This is a genomic window from Comamonas sp. AG1104 (genome assembly GCF_003350425.1).
In the GTDB taxonomy this organism is placed as follows: Bacteria; Pseudomonadota; Gammaproteobacteria; order Burkholderiales; family Burkholderiaceae_C; genus Comamonas; species Comamonas testosteroni.
Genome location: NZ_QQAS01000010.1, coordinates 87,788 through 108,886, shown reverse-complemented (window position 1 = coordinate 108,886; position 21,099 = coordinate 87,788). Strand labels below are relative to the sequence as shown.

The 21,099-nt window shown below is 62.8% G+C and carries 17 protein-coding genes; 12 read left to right on the top strand and 5 right to left on the bottom strand.

The genetic code is table 11. The features are described 5' to 3' along the window. Window positions 1–2 precede the first annotated feature (2 nt). The 4 genes from DFO48_RS22300 to hpaI all read left to right on the top strand — a co-directional run bounded on the left by DFO48_RS22300 (window position 3) and on the right by hpaI (window position 4,153). Window positions 3–995, top strand: coding sequence for a tripartite tricarboxylate transporter substrate binding protein (locus DFO48_RS22300; protein ID WP_114864793.1), 993 nt, complete (start codon window positions 3–5; stop codon window positions 993–995). 177 nt (window positions 996–1,172) lie between these two features. After that, complete coding sequence (locus DFO48_RS22295; protein WP_114864792.1) at window positions 1,173–2,327, top strand: exo-alpha-sialidase; 1,155 nt, start codon at window positions 1,173–1,175, stop codon at window positions 2,325–2,327. Further along, window positions 2,324–3,286: a D-isomer specific 2-hydroxyacid dehydrogenase family protein gene (locus DFO48_RS22290; RefSeq protein ID WP_114864791.1), complete on the top strand. Its 963-nt coding sequence runs from the start codon at window positions 2,324–2,326 to the stop codon at window positions 3,284–3,286. The genes DFO48_RS22295 and DFO48_RS22290 overlap by 4 nt, the downstream gene beginning before the upstream one ends. A gap of 63 nt (window positions 3,287–3,349) precedes the next feature. Further along, window positions 3,350–4,153 (top strand): 4-hydroxy-2-oxoheptanedioate aldolase, encoded by an 804-nt coding sequence (hpaI, locus tag DFO48_RS22285; protein ID WP_114864790.1) that lies wholly within the window; start codon window positions 3,350–3,352, stop codon window positions 4,151–4,153. A 187-nt stretch (window positions 4,154–4,340) separates the two neighbouring features. On the opposite strand, the gene DFO48_RS22280 is transcribed toward hpaI, so the two are convergent. The 3 genes from DFO48_RS22280 to DFO48_RS22270 all read right to left on the bottom strand — a co-directional run bounded on the left by DFO48_RS22280 (window position 4,341) and on the right by DFO48_RS22270 (window position 8,792). After that, window positions 4,341–6,947, bottom strand: coding sequence for an EAL domain-containing protein (locus DFO48_RS22280; RefSeq protein ID WP_114864819.1), 2,607 nt, complete (start codon window positions 6,945–6,947; stop codon window positions 4,341–4,343). Between the two features lie 263 nt (window positions 6,948–7,210). Then, complete coding sequence (locus tag DFO48_RS22275; protein ID WP_034349576.1) at window positions 7,211–8,125, bottom strand: EamA family transporter; 915 nt, start codon at window positions 8,123–8,125, stop codon at window positions 7,211–7,213. Between the two features lie 112 nt (window positions 8,126–8,237). After that, a complete protein-coding gene (locus DFO48_RS22270; protein WP_003078965.1) occupies window positions 8,238–8,792 on the bottom strand; it encodes a hypothetical protein in 555 nt (184 codons plus the stop codon). Window positions 8,793–8,886: 94 nt separating this feature from the next. On the opposite strand from DFO48_RS22270, the gene DFO48_RS22265 reads away from it, so the two are divergent. Further along, complete coding sequence (locus DFO48_RS22265; RefSeq protein ID WP_003078963.1) at window positions 8,887–9,240, top strand: hypothetical protein; 354 nt, start codon at window positions 8,887–8,889, stop codon at window positions 9,238–9,240. Window positions 9,241–9,299: 59 nt separating this feature from the next. Here the strand turns inward: DFO48_RS22265 and pmbA are convergent, their stop codons facing one another. Next, the gene (gene pmbA / locus DFO48_RS22260; RefSeq protein WP_003078961.1) at window positions 9,300–10,721 is read right to left on the bottom strand and encodes a metalloprotease PmbA; all 1,422 of its coding nucleotides are present in this window, start codon (window positions 10,719–10,721) and stop codon (window positions 9,300–9,302) included. Between the two features lie 65 nt (window positions 10,722–10,786). Between pmbA and yjgA the strand changes: the two genes are divergently transcribed. The 7 genes from yjgA (at window position 10,787) to DFO48_RS22225 (ending at window position 19,037) form a co-directional block, all read left to right on the top strand. Then, window positions 10,787–11,470, top strand: a complete 684-nt coding sequence (gene yjgA / locus DFO48_RS22255) for a ribosome biogenesis factor YjgA (protein ID WP_003078958.1) — start codon at window positions 10,787–10,789, stop codon at window positions 11,468–11,470. Further along, a complete protein-coding gene (mog, locus tag DFO48_RS22250; RefSeq protein WP_087081530.1) occupies window positions 11,463–12,074 on the top strand; it encodes a molybdopterin adenylyltransferase in 612 nt (203 codons plus the stop codon). Before yjgA ends, mog begins: the two co-directional genes overlap by 8 nt. 362 nt (window positions 12,075–12,436) lie before the next feature. Beyond that, window positions 12,437–13,645 (top strand): ABC transporter substrate-binding protein, encoded by a 1,209-nt coding sequence (locus DFO48_RS22245; protein ID WP_003069356.1) that lies wholly within the window; start codon window positions 12,437–12,439, stop codon window positions 13,643–13,645. A 513-nt stretch (window positions 13,646–14,158) separates the two neighbouring features. Beyond that, window positions 14,159–17,023 carry an ImpA family metalloprotease gene (locus DFO48_RS22240; protein ID WP_233506491.1) on the top strand — a complete coding sequence of 955 codons (2,865 nt, stop codon included), beginning with the start codon at window positions 14,159–14,161 and terminating at the stop codon, window positions 17,021–17,023. Between the two features lie 195 nt (window positions 17,024–17,218). Further along, window positions 17,219–17,785, top strand: a complete 567-nt coding sequence (locus DFO48_RS22235; RefSeq protein WP_114864788.1) for a hypothetical protein — start codon at window positions 17,219–17,221, stop codon at window positions 17,783–17,785. Between the two features lie 15 nt (window positions 17,786–17,800). Then, the gene (locus tag DFO48_RS22230; RefSeq protein ID WP_114864787.1) at window positions 17,801–18,514 is read left to right on the top strand and encodes a DKNYY domain-containing protein; all 714 of its coding nucleotides are present in this window, start codon (window positions 17,801–17,803) and stop codon (window positions 18,512–18,514) included. A 73-nt stretch (window positions 18,515–18,587) separates the two neighbouring features. After that, window positions 18,588–19,037: a hypothetical protein gene (locus DFO48_RS22225; protein WP_114864786.1), complete on the top strand. Its 450-nt coding sequence runs from the start codon at window positions 18,588–18,590 to the stop codon at window positions 19,035–19,037. A 120-nt stretch (window positions 19,038–19,157) separates the two neighbouring features. On the opposite strand, the gene thiC is transcribed toward DFO48_RS22225, so the two are convergent. Continuing rightward, window positions 19,158–21,092, bottom strand: coding sequence for a phosphomethylpyrimidine synthase ThiC (gene thiC / locus DFO48_RS22220; RefSeq protein ID WP_034349574.1), 1,935 nt, complete (start codon window positions 21,090–21,092; stop codon window positions 19,158–19,160). Window positions 21,093–21,099: the final 7 nt, after the last annotated feature.

Below are 21,099 nucleotides of genomic sequence, written 5' to 3'. Positions count from 1 at the left end.
CCATGAGCAAATCCCGATACCTCACCCGCAGGCCCGTGCTGGGCGCGCTGGCAGCACTGGCCCTGACCGGTGCCATGCCGCTGGCACAGGCCCAGGGAAACTTCCCGAGCAAGCCCATCACCTTTGTGGTGCCCTATCCTGCGGGCGGCGCCAATGACATGCTGGGGCGGCTGGTCGGCCAGAAGATGGGCGAGGTACTGGGAACCGCCAGCGTGGTGGACAACCGGCCCGGTGCCGGCGCCTTGCTGGGCGCTGGCATCGTGGCGCGCGCGCCGGCCGACGGCTACACGCTGCTTGTCGGCGGCCTGGCCACGCACGCCGCCAGCCCGCATCTGATCAAGACCGAGTACGACCCCGTCAAGGACTTCGAGCCCATCGGCATGATCGGTAGCGCCCCCATCATCGCCATCACCGCCAACGACTCGCCCTACAAATCGCTCAAGGATGTGGCGGAAGCGGCCCGCAAGGACCCGCAGGCCGTGATGTACGGCTCCTCGGGCAACGGCTCGCCGCTGCACCTGGCCGGCGAACTGTTCGTGTCCATTGCCAAGGTCCCCATGACCCACGTGCCCTACAAGGGCGGCAATGCCCACATCGTGGATCTGATCGGCGGGCGCATTCCGGTCATCTTTGATACCGCGACCAACTCCATGCCCCTGCTGCGCGGCGGCAAGGTGCGCGCCCTGGCCGTGGGCTCCACCACCCGTCTGCCCGAGCTGCCCAATGTGCCGACCTTCGCCGAAGCCGGCTACCCGCAGTTCGAGTTCTCGGCCTGGTACGCACTGTTTGCTCCGTCCAAGACCAGCGCCGATATCAGCGCCAAGCTCTCCGGTGCACTGGCCAAGGCCCTCAAGCAGCCAGAGGTGGCCTCCAAGCTGCGCGATCTGGGCGTGACCCCGGGCAGCGGCGACGCCACAGAGCTGCGTGCCTTCGTGCCGCGTGAATACCAGCGCGTGGGCGGTCTCATCAAGACAGCGAAGATCAAGGCCGATTGACATGCCAGAGCGGCTATGCCGCTTCCCCGCAGCAGATGAAACTCCCACGTCTACTCGCTGCGGGGTGGCACGGGCTGCATGGGCGGCACTGGCTCTTGCCAGGCCCCATCCATCGGCCCGCACCGCAAACAGGAACATTGAAGACAGCACACTGTCATGACAAACCAAGGAAAACCAATGCTTGATGGATTGCTGCGCCCACATGCCGAGGACCCGGACCGCCTGGTGGCGGACCTGCCCTCGCCCTGTGTGCAGGCCCATGCCGCCAATCTGATGGTGCTGGACGACGGCACCCTGGGCTGCGTGTGGTTCGGCGGCTCCATGGAGGGCCGCTCCGACATCTCGGTCTTCATGTCGCGCCTTGCCCCCGGTGCCGCTCAGTGGACCGAGCCCACCCAGCTCTCCCACGATGCCGAACGCTCGGAACAGAACCCCGTGCTGTTTCCCGCACCGGGCGGCGAACTGTGGCTGCTGCACACGGCCCAGCACTCGGGGCATCAGAACACCTCGGTGGTGCGCCGGCGCCTGTCTCGCGACCAGGGCCTGAGCTGGGAGCCCACCGAGACGCTGGCCGATGCGCCAGCCGGCACCTTCGTGCGCCAACCCATCCATGTACATACGGACGGCAGCTGGCTGCTGCCGGTCTTCCACTGCCGCGCCCAGCCGGGCCAGGCCTGGGACGGCAGCCACGACGACAGCGGCGTGCTGCGCTCGGCAGATCAGGGACGCAGCTGGCAGCGCATTGCCGTGCCCGGCAGCCTGGGCTGCGTTCACATGAACATCGTGCAGGCTTCGGACGGCGGCCTGCTGGCGTTCTTTCGCAGTCGCTGGGCCGACCATGTCTACCGCAGCCGCAGCGACGACGGCGGCCTGAGCTGGCAGGAGCCCGAGGCCACGGAGCTGCCGAACAACAACTCATCCATCCAGGCCCTGCGCCTGGCCGACGGGCGTCTGGCCATGATCTTCAACGCCAGCAGCGCCGCCGATGCCACTGAGCGGCGCGAGTCACTGTATGACGAGCTGGGCGACAGCTCGGCAACACCAGCCAAGGCTGCAGCCGGCGAGCGCCGTGCGTTCTGGGGCGCTCCGCGTGCGCCCATGACGCTGGCCCTGTCGGCCGACGACGGTCTGAGCTGGCCCTGGCAACGCAACCTCGAGGTGGGCGACGGCTGGTGCATGAGCAATGATTCCGAGCGCGGCCGCAACCGCGAATACTCCTACCCCTCCATCCGCCAAGGCGCCGACGGCGCGCTGCATCTGGCCTATACCGTGTTCCGCCAGCATATCCGCCATGTGCGCGTGCAGCCGGACTGGGTGAACGAACAAGCATGACCACAACCTCCACTTCATTCAATGTTCTCGTCACCGCCGAGCACTGGGCACCCGAAGCCCAGGCCGTGGTGCAGCAAGCCGGCGGACAGATCCATTTCATGGCCGAGCCCATCACTGAGCAAAGCCTGGCCCAGCGGCTGCCGCAGACCGGCGCCCAGGCCCTGGTGCTGCGCGGCTCCAAGCCTGTGAGCGCTGCCGTGTTGCGAGCAGCCCCCGACTTGCGCATCGTGGCCAAGAACGGAGCCGGCGTGGACAGCGTGGACATGGAAGCTGCGCGCGCCCAAGGCGTGGCCGTGGCCGTGGCACAGGCCGCCAATGCCCCTGCTGTTGCCGAGCATGCACTGGCGCTGATGCTGGCGCTGGTGCGCCAGTTGCCTCAGCTGGACCAGCAGGTGCGCGCCGGCGGCTGGGCCGGCAGCAACTGGCAGGGCCGCGACTTCCGCGGCGCCACGGTGGGCATCGTCGGCTATGGCGCCATAGGCCGCGCCACCGCTCAGCTGGCTGCGGCCCTGGGCGCCAAGGTACTGGTGCTGCGCCCCGCGGGCCAGGCTGACGACTTTGACTGCGAGCCCGATCTGCGCCAGTTGCTTCCCCGCGTGGACATACTGAGCCTGCACTGCCCCCTGACCGAGCAGACACGCGGCCTGATAGGCGCGAAGGAACTGGCGCTGCTGCGCCCGGGCAGCCTGCTGATCAACACAGCGCGCGGCCCCGTGGTCGACGAGGCCGCGCTGCTGGCAGCACTGGAAAGCGGCCACCTGGGCGGCGCCGGACTCGACACCTTCGACATCGAGCCGCTGCCCCAGGGCCATCCGCTGGCCCGGCTGCCGCAGGTGCTGCTGACGCCGCATGTGGCCGGCGTGACGCGCCAGGCAGCGCTGCGCGTGGCGACGCTGACCGCCGCCAATATCGTCGACCACCTGGCTGGCAGGCCGCTGCCCGCCGGCCACCTGCTGTGAACCAGTGCCTCCTGCATCGCCGTGGCCCCATGCCACGCCATGAATAGTCAAACCGAGAAAAGCATGCCTGCATACAACCCGTTCAAGACCGCCCTCTCCGCCCGCCAGCCCCAGATCGGACTATGGCTGTCCATGGCCGACCCCTATCTGGCCGAAGCCGCCGCCACCACGGGCTACGACTGGCTGCTGATCGACGGCGAGCATGCGCCCAACGATCTGCGCAGCACCCTGGCGGCCCTGCAGGCCGTGGCCCCGCACCCAGCTCAGCCGGTGGTGCGAGTCGTGGAAGGCAGCACGGCCCTGATCAAGCAGATGCTGGACATAGGCGTCAAGACGTTGCTCGTGCCCATGGTCGATACAGCAGACCAGGCCCGGGCCATCGTGGCCGCCACGCAATACCCGCCCCTGGGCGTGCGCGGCGTCGGCAGTGCCGTGGGACGTGCCTCTCAGTGGAGCAGCCGCGCCGACTATCTGAATGTGGCCGACGACGAGGTCTGCCTGCTGGTGCAGGCCGAGACCACCACGGCCCTGAAAAATCTCGAAGCCATCTGCGCCGTGGACGGCGTGCACGGCGTCTTCATAGGCCCGGCCGACCTGGCGGCCTCCATGGGCCATCGCGGCAACCCCGGCCACCCCGAAGTGCAGGCCGCCATCGAGGCAGCGATGCGAACCATCGTTGCCAGCGGCAAGGCGGCAGGTACGCTGACCTCGGACCCCGCGCTGGCACAGCGCTACCTTCAACTCGGCTGCAGCTTTGTCGCCGTGGGGGTGGATGTGCTGATGTTCGTGAATGCCGCGCGCAAGCTGCGTACCCAGTTTGCCGGCTCCACAGTGGCGGCCCCGGCGCTGCCAGGAGCCGCCTACTGAAGTCTTGAGGCACAACGTTGAAGCTGCAACCATGCCCGCATAGCCATGATGGCCATGCCGCAATGCCGCAATGCCGCAATGCCGCCAAAGCCTCGGCCGCGCCACAATACGCGCGGCCTCTCAGCCACGTCTGCGCATCACGTCATCGCTGCCGGAGCGATCTGCGCCGAACCTCGGCACCGCAAGTTCATGCGGCGACGGCGCCTTGCACGGTCGGCACCGGGGAAGCCGGGTTGGCAGCCAGCCAGTGCTCAAACTCTTTTGGAGCCAGCGGCCGGGCGAACAGAAAGCCTTGCGCCACCGGGTAGCCCTGCTCGCAAAGCATCACGCTCTGCGTTGGCGTCTCCACTCCTTCCGCCACCACGGTCAGGTGCAGACTCTTGCCAATGCCCAAAATGGCACTGCTCAACGCCCGAGCCGCCTCGTCGTGCTCAAGATCGGCCACGAAGCTGCGATCGAGCTTGAGCTCACTGACCGGCAGGCGGCGCAGATAGCTGAGGCTGGAGTAGCCGGTGCCGAAATCATCCATGGACAGGCGCACGCCATGTGCATGCACCTCGTTGATGGTCTTCATGGTGCTGGGGTTGGTGTCCAGCAAAATGCTTTCCGTCAGCTCCAGGGTCAGGTCCTGCGGCGCCAGATCGTTGCGGTCCAGCGTATCGGCGATCATCCGTGGCAAATCCAGATTGTGAAAGCTCGATGGCGACAGATTGACCGACACTGCGGGGACTTCCATTCCCTTGGCCCGCCACTGCGACAGCTGGCGACAGGCCTCTTCCAGTGCCCAGTTTCCAAGATCGGCGATCAGCCCGCACTCTTCGGCCAGCGGGATAAAGCGGGCGGGCGAAATCTCGCCAAGCTCTGCATGGGTCCAGCGCGCCAGGGCCTCCACGCCATACAGACGGCCGGTGGCCATTTCGATCTGAGGCTGATAGTGCAGGCGCAGGCCACCGCTTTTGAGCGCCTTGCGCAGGGCAGTCTCCAGTGCCAGACGCTCCTGGGCCAAGCGGTTCATTTCGCTGCTGAAGAAACAGAAACGGCCGCGCCCCTTGCTCTTGGCCTGGTACATGGCCATGTCGGCACGGTGCACCAGGGTCTCCATATCCCTGCCGTCCATGGGAAACATTGCAATGCCCACGCTGGCGGATATGGACAGCGAGGTGTCGGCAATATTCAGGGGCTCTGCCAGCAGCTCCTGCAGGCGTTCGATGGTATTGGCAACATGCTCCGCATCGCATTGCGGCAGCACGGCAACAAACTCGTCGCCCGACAAACGCCCGGCAATATCGCAGCTGCGCAGCACGCACTGCAATCGCGTCGCGACATTGCGCAGCAATTCATCCCCCACAGGATGACCCAGAGAGTCATTGACCTGCTTGAACCGGTCCAGGTCGATGAACAGCACCGCCAGCTGTTCGTCATTGCCGGCAGCTGACGCAATCGCCTGATCGGCCTTGGCCTGCAGCAGACTTCGATTGGGCAATCCGGTCAGGCCGTCGTAGAAGGCCAGCTGACGAATGCGCGCACGCGACAGCTCGCGCTCCAGCGCCAGGGCGCACAGATGGATGCAGGCATCCACCAGTTGCTGGTGAAAAGTCGAGGCACCCCCGCTCAGCTGCTCCCGGTAATAGAACGCGAAAGTGCCGATCGGCTTGCCGCCGCTGTTGCAAATGGGAGTGGACCAGCAGGCTCTGAACCCCAGCGGCAGGATCAGGTGCTTGAAATCCGTCCACAGCGGGTCATCTGCAATATCGTCCACCAGCACCGGCGCGTTGCGCCAGGCCGCCGTTCCGCAGGAGCCCACATTCGGCCCTATGGCCACCCCGTCCAGCAGCGCTGAATAAGAATGCGGCAGGCTTGGTCCGGCCAGCGGATGGAGCAGCCCCTGAGCATCCACCTCGAGAATCGATGCCGTCACCTCCGGAGCAATCCTCTCGACCTCCAGACACACCATCTCCAGCACTTCCACCAGCGGCCGCTCGCGCGCCATGGCCTCCAGCACGCGGTGCTGCAAGGCCTCATGCATCTTGGAACGCGTGATATCGGTCAGCATCGAAACCGTGTATTGCCAGCGCCCGTCCGCGTCGAGAATGGGGTTGCTGATGACCTTGGCCCAGTAGCGCTGCCCATGTTTGCCGACCACGATCTCCTCACGCCCCACAGGCTGGCCGGCGCGCAATTCCGAGCGATATTGGTCCACAAAGGCCTCGGACGCCTGAGGAGCCAGCAAGGTAATCGGCATGTGCCCCGCGACCTCCTCGGTGCACCAGCCGAACATGCGCGTAAAGCCGCCGTTGACATGCACGATGCGCGAGCTTCCATCACTGATGACCACTGCCGTGTCGGAGGCATCGGCCACCAGGGACAAGCGATGCAGGTGCTCCTGCTGCGCCTGCTCCCGGGCTCGCCGCTGCGTGACGTCGGTAGCGATCTTCAGGATATGCATCACCCGGCCCTGGGCATCCATCACCGGTGAATAGGTAGCTTCCAGCCAGCAACTGCTGCCATCGCTGCGTAGTCGCTCCACCACGCCGGAGTAGGCATTGCCTGCACACAGATGCGTCCAGATTTCCCGATACCTGGCACTGTCGGCCAGACGCGCAGAGCAAAAGCTGCGATGTGGGCGACCCAGAGACTGCTCACGCGTAAACCCCATGAGCTGCAGATAGTTGTCATTGGCACGGTGCAACGACCCATCCAGGCCAAATTCAGCCATGGCCATGACCCTGTCCAAGGCCTGCAGCTGGGCCAGCTGCAGCTCAGGAGGCATCGCGCCAATATCTCCCTCACGCATCATTATTCCTTTGCATATTCGCATCCCAGGCCGGCTCGAATCCGGAATAGGAAAGTCATGCTTTTATATGGATGATGGCAATAATAATGACGAAAACGGGGTTCAATATTCGTGATTCAGGCCGAGTGATCAAAAAAACTTTGATCGACAACAGCTATGACTTGCGAGCCTGAGCTGCAGTGGCAAAGCGCTCTGACGGGCAGTCACAGGCCGCCGCAGCAGTGCGGCGGATGTGCCCTGCTATCAGCCAGCCAGCCAGTGTCTCAGCGCCGCCATTTGCCGCCAAACTGGTTGACCACCATGCCCAGCAGAACACCCAGCGTACCCAGCCATTGCAGGCCGTTGGGGGCTTCCCCCAGCAGCAGCATGGCCGACAGCAGACCGATCACCGGCACCAGCAGCGACAAAGGGGCCACGGTGCTGGCCGCATAGCGCTGCAGCAACCGCGTCCACAGGCCATAGCCCAGCAAGGTGGACAAAAAGGCCAGATAGGCAATCACTCCAAGCTCGCTCCAGCCTATGGACTGCAGCTGCGAAGTCACCGAATCCACGCCATCCACCCACAGGGACAGCAACAGCAGGGGCAGCATGGGGAAGACGCTGGTCCAGACGATGAAGGACACCGGCTCATACGAGCCTTGCCTGGCCGCCATCCGCGTCAGCAGGTTCGAGCCGGCCCACATGGCTGCGGCGCCCACGGTCAGCACAAAACCGATCAGCGTCATATCCGATGTCCCCTCACCATGGGCTGCACCGATCAGCAGCAGCCCTGCAAGAGCGATGAGCAAGCCCATCCATTGCCAGCGCTGCGGTTTCTCGTGCAAAAACGCAGCCGCCAGCAGCATGGTAATGAAGGCCTGGGTCTGAAGCACCACGGATGCCATGCCGGCAGGCATGCCCAGCTTCATGCCGGTGAACAGCAGGCCGAATTGCCCAACCCCCTGCACCAGCCCGTAGGCGGCCAGCAAGCCCCAGGAAAGATTTTTGGGCGGGCGCACGAACAGCAGAAACGGCAGCGATGCCGCGGCAAAGCGCAGCGCGCACAGCAGCAGGGGCGAGAGCTTGGCCAGCCCCCACTTCATGACCACGAAATTAAGACCCCAGACCACGATGACGATGATGGCGCTGAGCCAGTCCGGACGACTCATGCCGGAGGTGGGTGAGGATGCAGAACTCATGACACTGACAACTGATATTGGATTTTCTAGATCAAGCCCCCTAGTATGACTTGCCATCAGTCATGGCTGGCGGCGAAAGCGGTCAAATCGAACGCCGGGACGGAAAACGGTCTTACTTGAGCAGGTACCGGTCCGTTTTGATCGGCAGCATAAGCAAGGCCTTGAATACATACAGGACGATCAAAGTGCCGCTGAAATCGCCCAGAATCATCACCAGAAGCTGGTCCAGCTGAAAGCCTTCCCCTCTGACGACGGACCAGGCCTGGTGCAGCAAGGCATTGCTCAGTCCGTAAATGACACTGAGCCACAGCAGGCGACGCGGCGTGAGATCACTGAGAGATCGCCCGAGCCCCATCCATTTGCGAGCTGCGCAATAAGTGCCATAGGGGGCAAGCGTGGCCATGATGCCGCCCGCAAATGCCCGCAACCAGTCATCCGGGAAAAAGTAAAAGTTGCAGACCAGCCATGACACGACGAAAAGCCCGACCACGCCCGCCTCCGCAAAAAGGAGGGTACAAAGCAGACGAGCACCGGCAGGCAGGTAAATCCAGTTGACGCCTCTGACAAATTCCAGTTCGGAGAAAATCCACTGATTCAGAGCCAGCATTGCCAGGAACAGCAAAGCCGTGATAACCGCCACCGAAAATTGCGTCCAAATGTTCTTCATGCGCTACCGCCGAGCTTGTTCACTGTCTGCGCAGTATTATGAGTGCCGTTTATTCGCTCTTCGTTAGCGGCACGTCGTCTGTTTTTGCCTTCTCATGCCTAAGTCCCTGTCTGCCGATATCTATCTACGCTTTCTGCACCTGGCAGCGACCATCCGCAATCTGCCCATGCTGCCCGCGCTGGATCCACTGGAGGAGCGCCTGCTGGAGCAAATTGCCAATGCCGGCACGCGTCAGGAGCGTCTTTGCGTCAGAGACCTGATGGCCCAGCGTGAACTGGGGTCTCCGGCCACGATTCACACCCGTCTGAAGTCCATGCGCCAGAAAGGCTGGATCCTGCTGGCTGATACCGAGGATGCCAGACGCAAGCAGATCGAACTCAGTGCCGATGCCCACAAGCATTTCGAGAAACTCTCGCACTGCATAGTTCAGGCCGCAGCCGAGAGCTGATGCAGAAATGAAAAAAAGCAGCCGCCTGGCTGCTTTTTTCATGGAGCGACCGACAGCGATCAGCTGCCCGCCACCTTCATGCGATTGACAAGAATGGAGCCCACGGTCTTGGCACCGTAGTTATAGGCATCGGCTCCGATGGCCTCGATGCCCTTGAACATGTCCTTCATATTGCCGGCAATCGTGATTTCGTCCACGGGGAAGGCGATCTCGCCGTTTTCCACCCAGAAACCGCTGGCGCCGCGCGAATAGTCGCCGGTCACATAGTTCACGCCCTGGCCCATCAGCTCGACCACGAACAGCCCCGTACCCAGCTTCTTGAGCATGGCATCCAGATCGTCGCCCGCCTTGGTGCGGCGCGAAGTCATGACCAGATTGTGCGAACCGCCGGCATTGCCCGTGGTCTTCATGCCCAGCTTGCGCGCCGAGTAGCTGGACAGGAAATAGCCTTCCACGCGGCCGGCATCGACCACCTTGCGGGCCTGCACGCGCACGCCTTCCTCATCGAAGGGCGAGCTGCCCTTGCCGCCCAGAATGAAGGGGTCTTCCTCGATATCGATGTGCTTGGGGAAGATGGGCTTGCCCATGGAGTCGAGCAAAAAGGTGCTTTTGCGATAGAGGGCACTGCCGCTGACAGCCTGCACAAAGCTGCCCAGCAGGCCGGCAGCCAGGGGCGACTCGAACAGCACCGGGCATTCGGTGGTCGGGATCTTGCGGCTGCCCAGACGGCTCAGCGTGCGCTCTGCGGCGTAGCGGCCCACGGCCTCTGGCGAGGCCAGATCGGCAGCATTGCGCATGGAGCTATACCAGTAGTCGCGCTGCATCTCGCCATTCTTGCCGGGCAGCTTCGCGATGGGCGCCACCGACATGCTGTGGCGCGAGCTGGCGTAGCCGCCACGAAAACCGTTGGTATGGGCCGTGAAGAAATGGCTTTGCTGGGCCGAGACACCCGCACCTTCGCTGTTGCTCACACGGCGGTGGGTCTTGAAGGCGGCCTCCTCGCAGCGCAGCGCCATCTCGGCAGCCTGCTCGCTGGTGATATCCCATGGATGGAACAGGTCCAGATCGCGGTGCGTGCCGGGCAGCGCGATATCGGCGCTGTCGGGCAGGCGGGCAAACGGGTCTTCGGCCGTGAAGCGGGCAATGTCGAAGGCGGCCTGCACGGTCTGCTTGATGGCGGCCTCGGAGAAGTCCGAGGTGCTGGCATTGCCCCGGCGCTGGCCCAGATAGACGGTCACGCCAAGCGACTTGTCGCGGTTGCGCTCCACGGTCTCCAGCTGGCCCTTGCGCACGCTGACCGACAGGCCGCAGCCTTCGGAAGCCTCGGAGCCTGCATCCGTCGCACCCAGCTTCTTGGCGTGGCTCAGAGCCTGGTCCACCAGGCCTTCAAAAAAGGCTTGGCTGAAGCTGAAACCGGCTTGCGGTGCGGATTGGGCCTGTGCACTGGAAGTGCTTGTATTGCTGGAGCGAGGTTTTTTCATAGCGGCGGATATGATAGCCGCCACTGCGGCGCCCTCTGCGCTGCCACCGATATTGCCCCCTTACCATGTCACGCAAACCCACCAAAGGCTATTTTGTTCGCGGAAAGTTCGTTGCCGAAGGCAGCGAACTGGACCTTGAACTGAAGGCCGAACTCAAAGGCACCTACGACTCCACCAAGACCGACCTCAAGCGCGAAAGTGATGCGCTGCAGGATCTGGGCAAGGAGCTGATGACGCTGCGCAGCGACCTCTTCAAGCGCCTGCAGCTATCCGATCAACTGATCGACGCGCTGGCCGAGGCCAAGCGCATCACCAACTTCGAAGGCAAGCGCCGCCAGATGCAATATGTCGGCAAGCTCATGCGCAAGCTGACGCCTGAACAGGTCGCGGCCGTGAAGCAGGCTCTGGACGAGCAGCGCAATGGCTCGGCCAGCGAAAAAATGTCGCTGCAGGTGGCCGAGCAATGGCGCGACCGCCTCATCGTCGAGGAAGCGGCCCTGTCCATCTGGCTGGAGCATTTCCCCGGCTCCGACGTGCAACAGCTGCGCTCGCTGATTCGCCAGTCGCGCAAGGACATCGAGAAAGCCAAGGAACAAGCCGCCGCAGCGGCTGCTGCCGCCGGCCCCGATGCCGAGCCCAAGGAAGTCAGCAAGGGCCGCGCCTACCGCGACCTGTTCCAGCTGGTGCGCGAGCAGCTGGCCAACGCCGGCAAGGCCGATGCGGCTGCCCAGGACGACGGCGATGAGTGATGCGCCCGTATATCTTCACGATGCCGTGAAGATCGGCATTGTCTCCATCAGCGACCGCGCCAGCAGCGGTGTCTATGAAGACAAGGGCCTGCCCGCGCTGCAGGAATGGCTGAGCCGCGCGCTCAAGAACCCCATCCAGTTCGAGCCTCGCCTGATTCCCGACGAGCAGGCCGGCATCAGCGCGGCGCTGATCGAGCTGGTCGATGCGGGCTGCAGCCTGGTGCTGACCACCGGCGGCACCGGCCCCGCGCTGCGCGATGTGACGCCCGAGGCCACTTTGGCCGTGGCCCACAAGGAGATGCCGGGCTTTGGCGAGCAGATGCGCCAGATCAGCCTGGCCTTTGTGCCCACGGCCATCCTCTCGCGCCAGGTAGCGGTGATACGCGGCAGCAGCCTGATCATCAATCTGCCGGGCCAGCCCAAGGCGATTGCCGAGACGCTGGAAGGCCTCAAGGACGCGGACGGCAAGCAAAAGGTCAACGGCATTTTTGCCGCCGTGCCCTATTGCATCGACCTGATCGGCGGCCCCTATCTCGAGACCCATGACGAGATCTGCAAGGCCTTCCGCCCCAAGACCGCGATTCGCGCGCCTCGCACGGCATAGCCTGCAGCGCCAGGTGCAATCCCTGCCAAAACATCTACCAAAGCAGCCTGCGGGCTGCTTTTTTCATGGCGCTGGCGCGGTATGGCTAGCAAGGGTATCTCGCTGCAGCCGCTATCAGAATAAAAGCACATTGCTCTTTTTACCCATAGATTTCAGCAATAAAACGATCTGAAATCGATTAAATACAAGCGATAGAAGCTATCAAAGTAGATGGATCCCTTGGGATTTCCCGCAAGTGCTTGCCCCGATGCCAGACGCAATAGCCGCCCCTAGCATGTTTGCTGCGATGCAGCGACGGTGGCCACCCGCCGACCGGATGCTGCACGCTCTCTCCACATTTCTCATAATTTTCAGGAGACTCCATGCATCGCTTGTCCCAGTCTGCGCCCACTGCTTCCCTGCTGGCTCTCGCCCTGACGGCGGCCTTCGCGGCTCCCGCCATGGCACAGGAGAAAGTCAAGATCGGCTTCATCACCGACATGTCCAGCCTTTATGCCGATGTGGAAGGCAAGAACGGTGCCGTTGCCATACAGATGGCAATTGACGACTTTGGCGGCAAGGTACTGGGCAAGCCCATTGAGCTGCTGACGGCCGACCACCAGAACAAGGCCGATATCGCGGCCAGCAAGGCCCGCGAGTGGATAGACACGCAAGGCATCAGCCTGGTGTTCGGCGGCACCAACTCCGCCACGGCCCTGGCCATGGCCAAGGTCGCCCAGGAGAAAAAGCGCGTCTTCATCGACAACGGTGCGGGCAGCTCGGCGCTGACCAATGAACAATGCAGTCCCTATACCGTGCATTACGCCTTCGATACCGTGGCCCTGGCCAAGGGCACGGGCGGCGCGGTGGTGGATACGGGCGGCAAGAGCTGGTTCTTTGTGACGGCCGACTATGCCTTCGGCCATGCCCTGGAAGCGGACACCAGCAAGATCATCGAAGCGCGTGGCGGCAAGGTGCTGGGCTCGGTCAAGACGCCGCTCAACGCCAGCGACTTCTCCAGCTTCATGCTGCAGGCACAGAACAGCAAGGCGCAGATTCTGGGCCTGGCCAATGCGGGCGGCGACACCATCAACTCCATCAAGGCGGCCAAGGAGTTCGGCGTCACCAAGAACATGAAGCTGGCCGGCCTGCTGGTCTTCTTCAGCGACATCCACAGCCTGGGCCTGAAGAACACCGAAGGCATGCAGTTCACCGCCCCCTGGTACTGGGACATGAACGACGGCTCGCGCAAGTTTGCCGACGCCTTCATGGCCAAGACCCAGCGCCGCCCCAGCGAGATCCAGGCTGCCGACTACTCGGCCACCATGAACTACCTCAAGGCCGTGGAAAAAGCCGGCACGCTCGATGCCGACAAGGTCATGGCCACCTTGAAAAGCACCAAGATCGACGACTTCTTCGGCCAGGGCTACATCCGTGAAGATGGCCGCTATGTGCACGATATGTATCTGATGCAGGTCAAGTCGCCGGCAGAGTCCAAGGGCACCTGGGACTATTACAAGATCATCAAGAAGCTGCCTGCCGAGCAGATCTGGACCACCAAGGCGGAAAGCAAATGCCAGTACTGGCGATAAAGCGTATTGGCACGGACAGATAAAACATGGGAGCTCAGGCTCCCATTTTCTTTACTGCCTTGAGCAGTGCGAATAGCAAGCCAGGGCCGTGCCGTCTGAAAACTCCGCCGCTGAAATCAATTCGCCCAAAATACCAAATCAATGAATAAGTCACATATTTAAAACATAAATTACAAAATTAAACACTCGAATTTTTCATTGAATTATTTTGCTATTGATTTAGAAGCATCAATTCTTTATCAGCATTACATTTCAATCAATTTTTTAACAAATAGTCCTGAGTCACTCAGGACTTATCAGTTATTAACAAAACACCTGGATGCAGCCTATTTCGCGATTGACATTTGTGCTGAGTCAATAACTGGTTGCCACGCCATGTTTCGGATTGGGTCGTCTCGTTGGGCCATGCTCAATAAAGCTCACGGACAGGGCTACACTGCGCCGCGCTTTATCGGCTTTACGCCCGTTTCACTACCTAAAAATAGGTAGTTTCTTTGACCGCAGCGACGCAGCATGACTGCCAGTTGCGGCGCCCTGACTTCCAAACCCATGTTTCCACGCTGGACTCTGACTCTCCTGGCAAGCCTTGCCCTGACCGCCTGCGGCGGCGGTGGCTCCGGTGACACCTCCCCTGCCACGCCTCCTGGCACCGAAACCCCTGCGCAGCCCGGCACTCCCGGCGTCCCGCCTCCCGATGTTGCGCCTCCTGAAGTCGATCCGCCTGCGGTGCTCCCGCCGGTCACCGAGCCGCCGACCAGCAGCCGCATTGAACAGGCCCTGCGCGCCGGCGACAGCCGCCTGCTGCTGGCCGAGGACCAGACGGAGCTGCTGCAATCGGCAACGCAGCTGATCCAGCAGACCCGCTTTCAGCAGCAAAGACTGCTCGCCCAGTTGCTGGACGACAGCACGGCTGCGGCCCTGGACTTCGGCAACAACAGCCAGCGCGTCAGTCCCTTGCTGTCGACCAGCGCCAGCCCACTGCTGGTGGCCAACAACGGCAACGTGCTGGCCAGCATAGCAACGGCCCAGAATGGCCGTGCGCTGGCTTATGGCAAAGATCTGATGGGGCAGCTCGCCACGGCCTCGGGCGCCAATCAGACGCAGCTGCCTCTGTTCAGACGCAGCTTCACCTGGCTGGCCACCGGCCAGGCACAGGGCCCGCTGCCAGCCACACTGCGCATGGCGACGCAGAACTACAGCCAGGCCTCGGTCACTAACCTGGTCGCCCGCCTGGGCAGCAAGGCCGAGATGGTGAGCTGCGCCATCACCGACCCCGCCAACAGCTGCTGGGAAAGCATCGATGTCTTTGTCTTCGGCCAGGACACGCCGTTCTCGGCGTCGCTGAGCAACCAGGTCAGCCGTTACCTGCAGGCCGGCAAGGGCGTGATCTATCTGCACAGCAACTGGGGCGACTCGGCCGGCGGCCGGCAGGTGCTTCAGGCCATGGGCATGGAGCTGGGCGGCTATGCCGGCAATTACTGGGCGCCCGCCGACGGCTACCAGATCGGCGGCAGGACCGCTGCCCAGCAGCGCCAGGCGGCCGATAGACTGGGAGCGCATGAGTCCGCTCTCGCAGCCCTGAAAAACGGCAGCAGTGCCGACTTCTCTGCGGACACCAGCCTGATCGGCGCTCTCGACGGCATCCGCAACGACCTGCTCGGCCAGGAAGGCCAGGGCATCAACCTGTTTGCCGACAACTACTATCTCAAGCCCTATATGGCGGCGCATCGCCGCCTCGTGCTCTGGGCCGACCTGGCACGCCAGCAGGTGGACTACGCGCAGGTTAGACGATCGGATGCCAATACTTTTCTGCGCACCATGGCGGCCGACACGCTGAGCTATGCCGTGCGCGCGCATGAAAGCACGCCGCTGAATTTTGCCGACTGGATGCCAAAGGCCTCGACCAGCCTGGCCACCAGCGACAGCTGGGAAACCATTGATGTCACCATTACCCAGACCGATGGCCGCACAGCCATAGGCCGCGGCGCCGTGCCGGGCAAGACCGTGCAGGTGCAGATCGTGGATGCCGCGGATGCAGCACTGGCGCTGCGGGTCGGCAATATCCGCACGCGTGGCAATCCCCTGGCGCAGGAAAACTACACCCGACCGCGCTTTCCCGATGGGCACCAGGCCCGCCTGAGCCCGGGCCAGACGCTGAGCTACAGCACCGCCTGGGGCGGTCCGCTGTTTCTCAACTACTCTGGGGCCAAGGCCGGCAGCGTGGTCAAGCTGCGCGTTCGTGGCAGCGTCAAATACGCGCATTTCGACTTCACGCGCAATCCCGGCGCACAGGAGATCGACGAGGCCGTGCAGGCGCTGCAACGCGGCGACTTTGGCTGGCAGACCTCCAAGATGGTGGGGGGCGAGGTACAGCAGACCATTGGCTACGCCCAAAGCGCCATCGGCAGCCACCATCCGCGCGCCTATGTCGTGGAGCGCCTCAAGGGCATGATCTTCGACAGCAACCACCTGGCCAACGGCTACAACAATATGAGTGCCAGTGCCAATGTGAACAATGTCTGCGCGACGCTGGGCTGGGACTGCAGCGGCAGCATCCAGCGCGCGCCCGGCGTGCAGCATTTTGTCGGCTGGCTCGCGGCATGCGGTTTTCTGTGCTCGGGCAATCCCTCGGATGGCGCCGCAGGCCTTGCCCCAGGTTGGGGCTGGTGGCATGAGCTGGGCCACAACACCGTGATGCGCCATATGACGCTGCTGACCGACAACGGCGGCGGCTGCCCTGTCGAATGCGACAACAACATCCTGGCCAATGCCAGTGCCCTGCGCCAGTACGCCATCACCAACGGCGCCGAGAACAATAGCGGCGAGCGCATAGACCACAAAAAGCTCTATCTGGACATCCAGGCGGCACGCGCCACGGGCAAGACCGGCGATGCTCTGCAGGCCGATATGTTCCAGCGCTTCTGGACCAAGGCCAACAAGTCCGACAACGCCATGCGCGCCGTGCACTTCCAGCTGGCCTTCATCTACACCCGGGAGCGCCTGGGCCAGGCCCAGCCGCAGCCTGCCGATGTAATCGACTTCCTGGGCCTGCTGGGTCGCGGCGAGCGCCTGATCTACAACGACGCCTACTGGAGTGCCAACAAGAACGCGCTGGGCATGAAAGACTATGCCAGCCGGAACATCAGCAACCATGAGCTGCTCTATGTGCTGTCCAGCCGCATCATCGGCCGCGACATGCGCCAGGTCTTTGCCCATTACGGCATTCCTCTGAGCCCTATCGCCCTGAGCTCGATTGCCGCGCACGGCATGGCCCAACTCGGCCCCGAGTTCTACGCCATGGTGCCGGGCAAGGGCAACCAGCTGGAGCTGGGCCGCTGGGTGGATCTGACGGGGGGCGTTCCCAGCTACCCTTTCTAAGCCGAACGCTGCATACTCTGCTCCATTACGGAGCAAAAAGGCAGGCCCTGCGGCTTGCCTTTTTCATTTCGACAACCAGTTGGCGCAGACTGCTGCCCGTCGCCGGACAATCAGCGCTTCTGAGCCCGAAAGAGGATCGCGTGCCTGCTGCGGTGCGCCTTGTGCGCTGGACTCGATAAATTCGCCTGACCCAAGATGCAACTGATCGATCAATACCTTCCCGCCTTCCAGTTCCAGGAGCGCCATACCCTCATCTCGGACCTGCCTCCCAAAATATTGCTGGATGCGGTCATGCACCCTGGCACAACGGAAGACCCATGGGCCAAGGGCTTTATCCGGCTGCGCGAGCTGCCCGACCGTCTGCTTGGCAGGCTGGGGGCAGCAAGCGAGCTGAGCCAGCGCCCGGCTTTCGGCCTCGACGACTTCATGCCCCTGGGTCGCGACGCGGATCGAGAGCTGGCCTTCGGTCTCCTGGGACGGTTCTGGCAGCGCGACTACGGTCTGGTCCGGCTGCAGGAACCTGAAGCGCAGTTTGCCCGCTACACCGAGGCCAACCTGGCCAAGCTGGTGCTCAACTTCAGCACGGAACCGACGCCCGAAGGCCGGACGAAGCTGGTGACACAAACCCGGGTGCATTGCACCGATGGCAGCGCCCTGCGCAGCTTCACCCCCTACTGGTGGTTGATCCGACCGGTCAGCGGTTTGATCCGGCGGCGCCTGCTAACCCGAATCCACAGGGTCGCAGGATCTCTCCATGAATAAGCACAGGCCGCAACAATGAGCTGGAAAAAACTGGCCGATCTGCCCGGGCAGAAAGTGATTGGCACTTACGGCAGCGAGCTCTGGACCTTGCGGGATGCCAAGGTCTGGCATCAGGGACGCAAGCTGGCGACCGCCGACGCGGCGAGCTTCGAGATTTTTGAACATCAGCCATTCATTGCCAGAGATGCCTGCAGCATCTTCCACGCCTGGAGCCGGCTGCCGAATATCGACCGGAACAGCTTTCGCCAGCTGGGCATATATTGGCAGGATCGCAGCAGTATCTATTTCGAATACGAAACCTCGCTCAAGCCGCTTGCGGGCAGCGACCCTCTGACTTTTCGCGACCTGGGCGGCGGCTACGGCTCCGATGCCCAGGCAGCGTGGTACTGGGGCAGAAGAATGAAAAACTGTACCCGCAGCCGCCATCTGCAGGTGGTGCCAGACAATGATCTCTATGCCAGCGACGGCGAACAAATCTATTGCGACGGCAAACCTCTGCGTGGTGCCGACCCTTTGCGCTGGCGGATTCTGAACTCCGGATTCTCCGGCGACGACCAGGCCATCTACTACCTGGAGCGCAAGCTGCCGCGTGCGGACCCGCCCTCATGGCAACATATTCATGGCGCGTGGTCCAGAGACAGAAAACATGTCTTCCATATGCATCTGATCGAGAAGAATGCCGTGCCGGAGTGCCCGAACCAGCCCTGCGCACCAAGCTGCGGCCGATAAGATCCCGTCCAGCGCAAGAAGCAATGACCCTGATGCGGAACGCTGCCTTGCAGCCCATACACAAGGAGAGATGATGAAGTACGACGACGCGTCCTGGCACTACGGCGGGGATTTTCCGGCCGATCTTCCGCAGGCCGCGGGCGCCACGCATATCGGCATGTTTCTGGCCTGGCTGATCCGCAACGACTACGCCAGCCAGGAGCTGGTCGAAGAAGCCGAAGAGGAAATCGAGCTGCTGAAGAGCGAGAAGCTGAGCGGCGCCCAGTTTCTGCTGCGCGTGCTCGACGAGAAGTTCACGAACCAGGAGCTGAATGAAGAGGGCAATGCCTTCGCCGTGGCCTATTACCGAGGCGAGGACCACGACAGCAGGTTTGTGGATGACTATTTCGAGGAGTTCGGTGTCGACGAACAGACCATGTATGGCGTGAGCGACGACTGGGAGCAGTTCCACCGCATTGCGCCGAAGATCAATGCCCGATATCAGGCCTGGGTTGCAGCCGGTCGCCCCGAATACGTGATCTGACCTTCGGGCTCAGCCAAGCCTCACTCGCCCCCCAAAAAAAGCGCAGCCAGGGGCTGCGCTTTTCATTGAATAGCTGCCAGCGCTTGATGACCAGGCGCTGCAGCCTCACACCATCTCAGATCAACGTGCCGTGGTGTCCGATGCGATGGGAATATAGAAATCCCCACCCGCCTTGTTGAACTCCTGGGCCTTGGCCTGCATGCCCACGGCAATGCTGTTTTCGGCGCTCACGCCTTGCTGCTTGGCAAAGTCGCGCACTTCCTGGGTGATCTTCATGGAGCAGAACTTGGGTCCGCACATGGAGCAGAAATGCGCCACCTTGGCGCTGTCCTTGGGCAGGGTTTCGTCGTGGTAGGCCTGGGCCGTGTCGGGGTCCAGGCCCAGGTTGAACTGGTCCTGCCAGCGGAAGTCGAAGCGCGCCTGGGAGAGAGCATCGTCACGCGAGCGCGCGCCCGGGTGGCCCTTGGCGACGTCGGCGGCATGGGCAGCAATCTTGTACGCAATGATGCCCTGCTTGACGTCGTCGCGGTCGGGCAGACCCAGATGCTCCTTGGGCGTGACATAGCACAGCATGGCTGTGCCGAACCAGCCGATCATGGCCGCACCGATGGCCGAAGCGATATGGTCGTAGCCGGGGGCGATGTCTATGGTCAGCGGGCCCAGGGTGTAGAACGGAGCCTCGTGGCAGTGCTTGAGCTGCTCGGTCATGTTCTGCTGGATCATGTGCATGGGCACATGGCCGGGACCTTCGATCATGGTCTGCACATCATGCTTCCAGGCGATCTGCGTCAGCTCGCCCAGCGTAGCCAGCTCGGCAAACTGGGCATCGTCGTTGGCGTCGCTGGCGCAGCCGGGACGCAGGCCGTCGCCCAGCGAGAAGCTCACGTCGTACTGCTTCATGATGTCGCAGATGTCTTCGAAATGCTCGTAGAGGAAGCTCTCGCGGTGGTGAGCCATGCACCACTTGGCCATGATGGAGCCGCCGCGCGAGACGATGCCGGTTCGGCGCTGGGCCGTGAGGTGGATGTAGGCCAGACGCACGCCCGCGTGGATGGTGAAGTAGTCCACGCCCTGCTCGGCTTGCTCGATCAACGTGTCGCGGAAGATGGGCCAGGTCAGGTCTTCGGCAATGCCGCCGACCTTCTCCAGCGCCTGATAGATAGGCACGGTGCCGATGGGCACGGGCGAGTTGCGCACAATCCAGTCGCGTGTGGTGTGGATGTTTTTGCCGGTGGACAGGTCCATGACATTGTCCGCACCCCAGCGAATGGCCCAGACCAGCTTTTCCACCTCTTCCTCGATGCTGGAAGTCACGGCCGAGTTGCCGATGTTGGCGTTGATCTTGACCTTGAAATTGCGGCCGATGGCCATGGGCTCGATTTCAGGGTGGTTGATATTGGCCGGAATGATGGCGCGGCCGCGCGCCACTTCGTCGCGCACGAATTCGGGCGTGATGATTTTGGGAATGGCCGCGCCCATGCTGTTGCCGGCCAGGCGCAGCTCGCGCGCCGCGTCCTGCTGGTACTGCGCCATCCATTCACGGCGGCCGTTTTCACGCAGGGCCACATATTCCATCTCGGGCGTGATGATGCCGCGCTTGGCATAGTGCATCTGGGTCACGTTCTGGCCAGATTTGGCACGGCGCGGCTGGCGCTGCAGCGCAGCCGCCTCGGCGCGCAGCTGGGCCACGCGAGCATCTTCCTCGCCGCGCTTGCCGCCGTCGTCCAGCGCCACGCGCTGGCGACCCACATAGTATTCGCTGTCGCCGCGCGCTTCGATCCAGGCTCCGCGCACACTTGGCAGGCCCTGGCGCACGTCGATCTGCACGGCGGGGTCGGTATAGGGGCCCGAGGTGTCGTAGACGCTGACCTGCTCTCCATTGGTGAGCGCAATATCGCGCACCGGCACACGCAGCTGGGGGTGCAGCGCGCCACTCAGATAGCTCTTGGTCGATGCCGGAAACGGCTGGCGCGACTGGGCCAGCAGCTCGGCAAAACGGGCGGCATCGGGGGCATGGCCTGCAGCAGGCGTGAAAATGGAATCAGGGGCGTTCATCGCAGTC

What these genes read in the sequence shown, in the direction of transcription:
- DFO48_RS22300 (WP_114864793.1), top strand. Translation starts at nt 3, where the DNA reads ATGAGCAAATCCCGATACCTCACCCGCAGGCCCGTGCTGGGCGCGCTG.
- DFO48_RS22295 (WP_114864792.1), top strand. Translation starts at nt 1,173, where the DNA reads ATGCTTGATGGATTGCTGCGCCCACATGCCGAGGACCCGGACCGCCTG.
- DFO48_RS22290 (WP_114864791.1), top strand. Translation starts at nt 2,324, where the DNA reads ATGACCACAACCTCCACTTCATTCAATGTTCTCGTCACCGCCGAGCAC.
- hpaI (WP_114864790.1), top strand. Translation starts at nt 3,350, where the DNA reads ATGCCTGCATACAACCCGTTCAAGACCGCCCTCTCCGCCCGCCAGCCC.
- DFO48_RS22280 (WP_114864819.1), bottom strand. Translation starts at nt 6,947, where the DNA reads ATGCGTGAGGGAGATATTGGCGCGATGCCTCCTGAGCTGCAGCTGGCC.
- DFO48_RS22275 (WP_034349576.1), bottom strand. Translation starts at nt 8,125, where the DNA reads ATGAGTTCTGCATCCTCACCCACCTCCGGCATGAGTCGTCCGGACTGG.
- DFO48_RS22270 (WP_003078965.1), bottom strand. Translation starts at nt 8,792, where the DNA reads ATGAAGAACATTTGGACGCAATTTTCGGTGGCGGTTATCACGGCTTTG.
- DFO48_RS22265 (WP_003078963.1), top strand. Translation starts at nt 8,887, where the DNA reads ATGCCTAAGTCCCTGTCTGCCGATATCTATCTACGCTTTCTGCACCTG.
- pmbA (WP_003078961.1), bottom strand. Translation starts at nt 10,721, where the DNA reads ATGAAAAAACCTCGCTCCAGCAATACAAGCACTTCCAGTGCACAGGCC.
- yjgA (WP_003078958.1), top strand. Translation starts at nt 10,787, where the DNA reads ATGTCACGCAAACCCACCAAAGGCTATTTTGTTCGCGGAAAGTTCGTT.
- mog (WP_087081530.1), top strand. Translation starts at nt 11,463, where the DNA reads ATGAGTGATGCGCCCGTATATCTTCACGATGCCGTGAAGATCGGCATT.
- DFO48_RS22245 (WP_003069356.1), top strand. Translation starts at nt 12,437, where the DNA reads ATGCATCGCTTGTCCCAGTCTGCGCCCACTGCTTCCCTGCTGGCTCTC.
- DFO48_RS22240 (WP_233506491.1), top strand. Translation starts at nt 14,159, where the DNA reads ATGACTGCCAGTTGCGGCGCCCTGACTTCCAAACCCATGTTTCCACGC.
- DFO48_RS22235 (WP_114864788.1), top strand. Translation starts at nt 17,219, where the DNA reads ATGCAACTGATCGATCAATACCTTCCCGCCTTCCAGTTCCAGGAGCGC.
- DFO48_RS22230 (WP_114864787.1), top strand. Translation starts at nt 17,801, where the DNA reads ATGAGCTGGAAAAAACTGGCCGATCTGCCCGGGCAGAAAGTGATTGGC.
- DFO48_RS22225 (WP_114864786.1), top strand. Translation starts at nt 18,588, where the DNA reads ATGAAGTACGACGACGCGTCCTGGCACTACGGCGGGGATTTTCCGGCC.
- thiC (WP_034349574.1), bottom strand. Translation starts at nt 21,092, where the DNA reads ATGAACGCCCCTGATTCCATTTTCACGCCTGCTGCAGGCCATGCCCCC.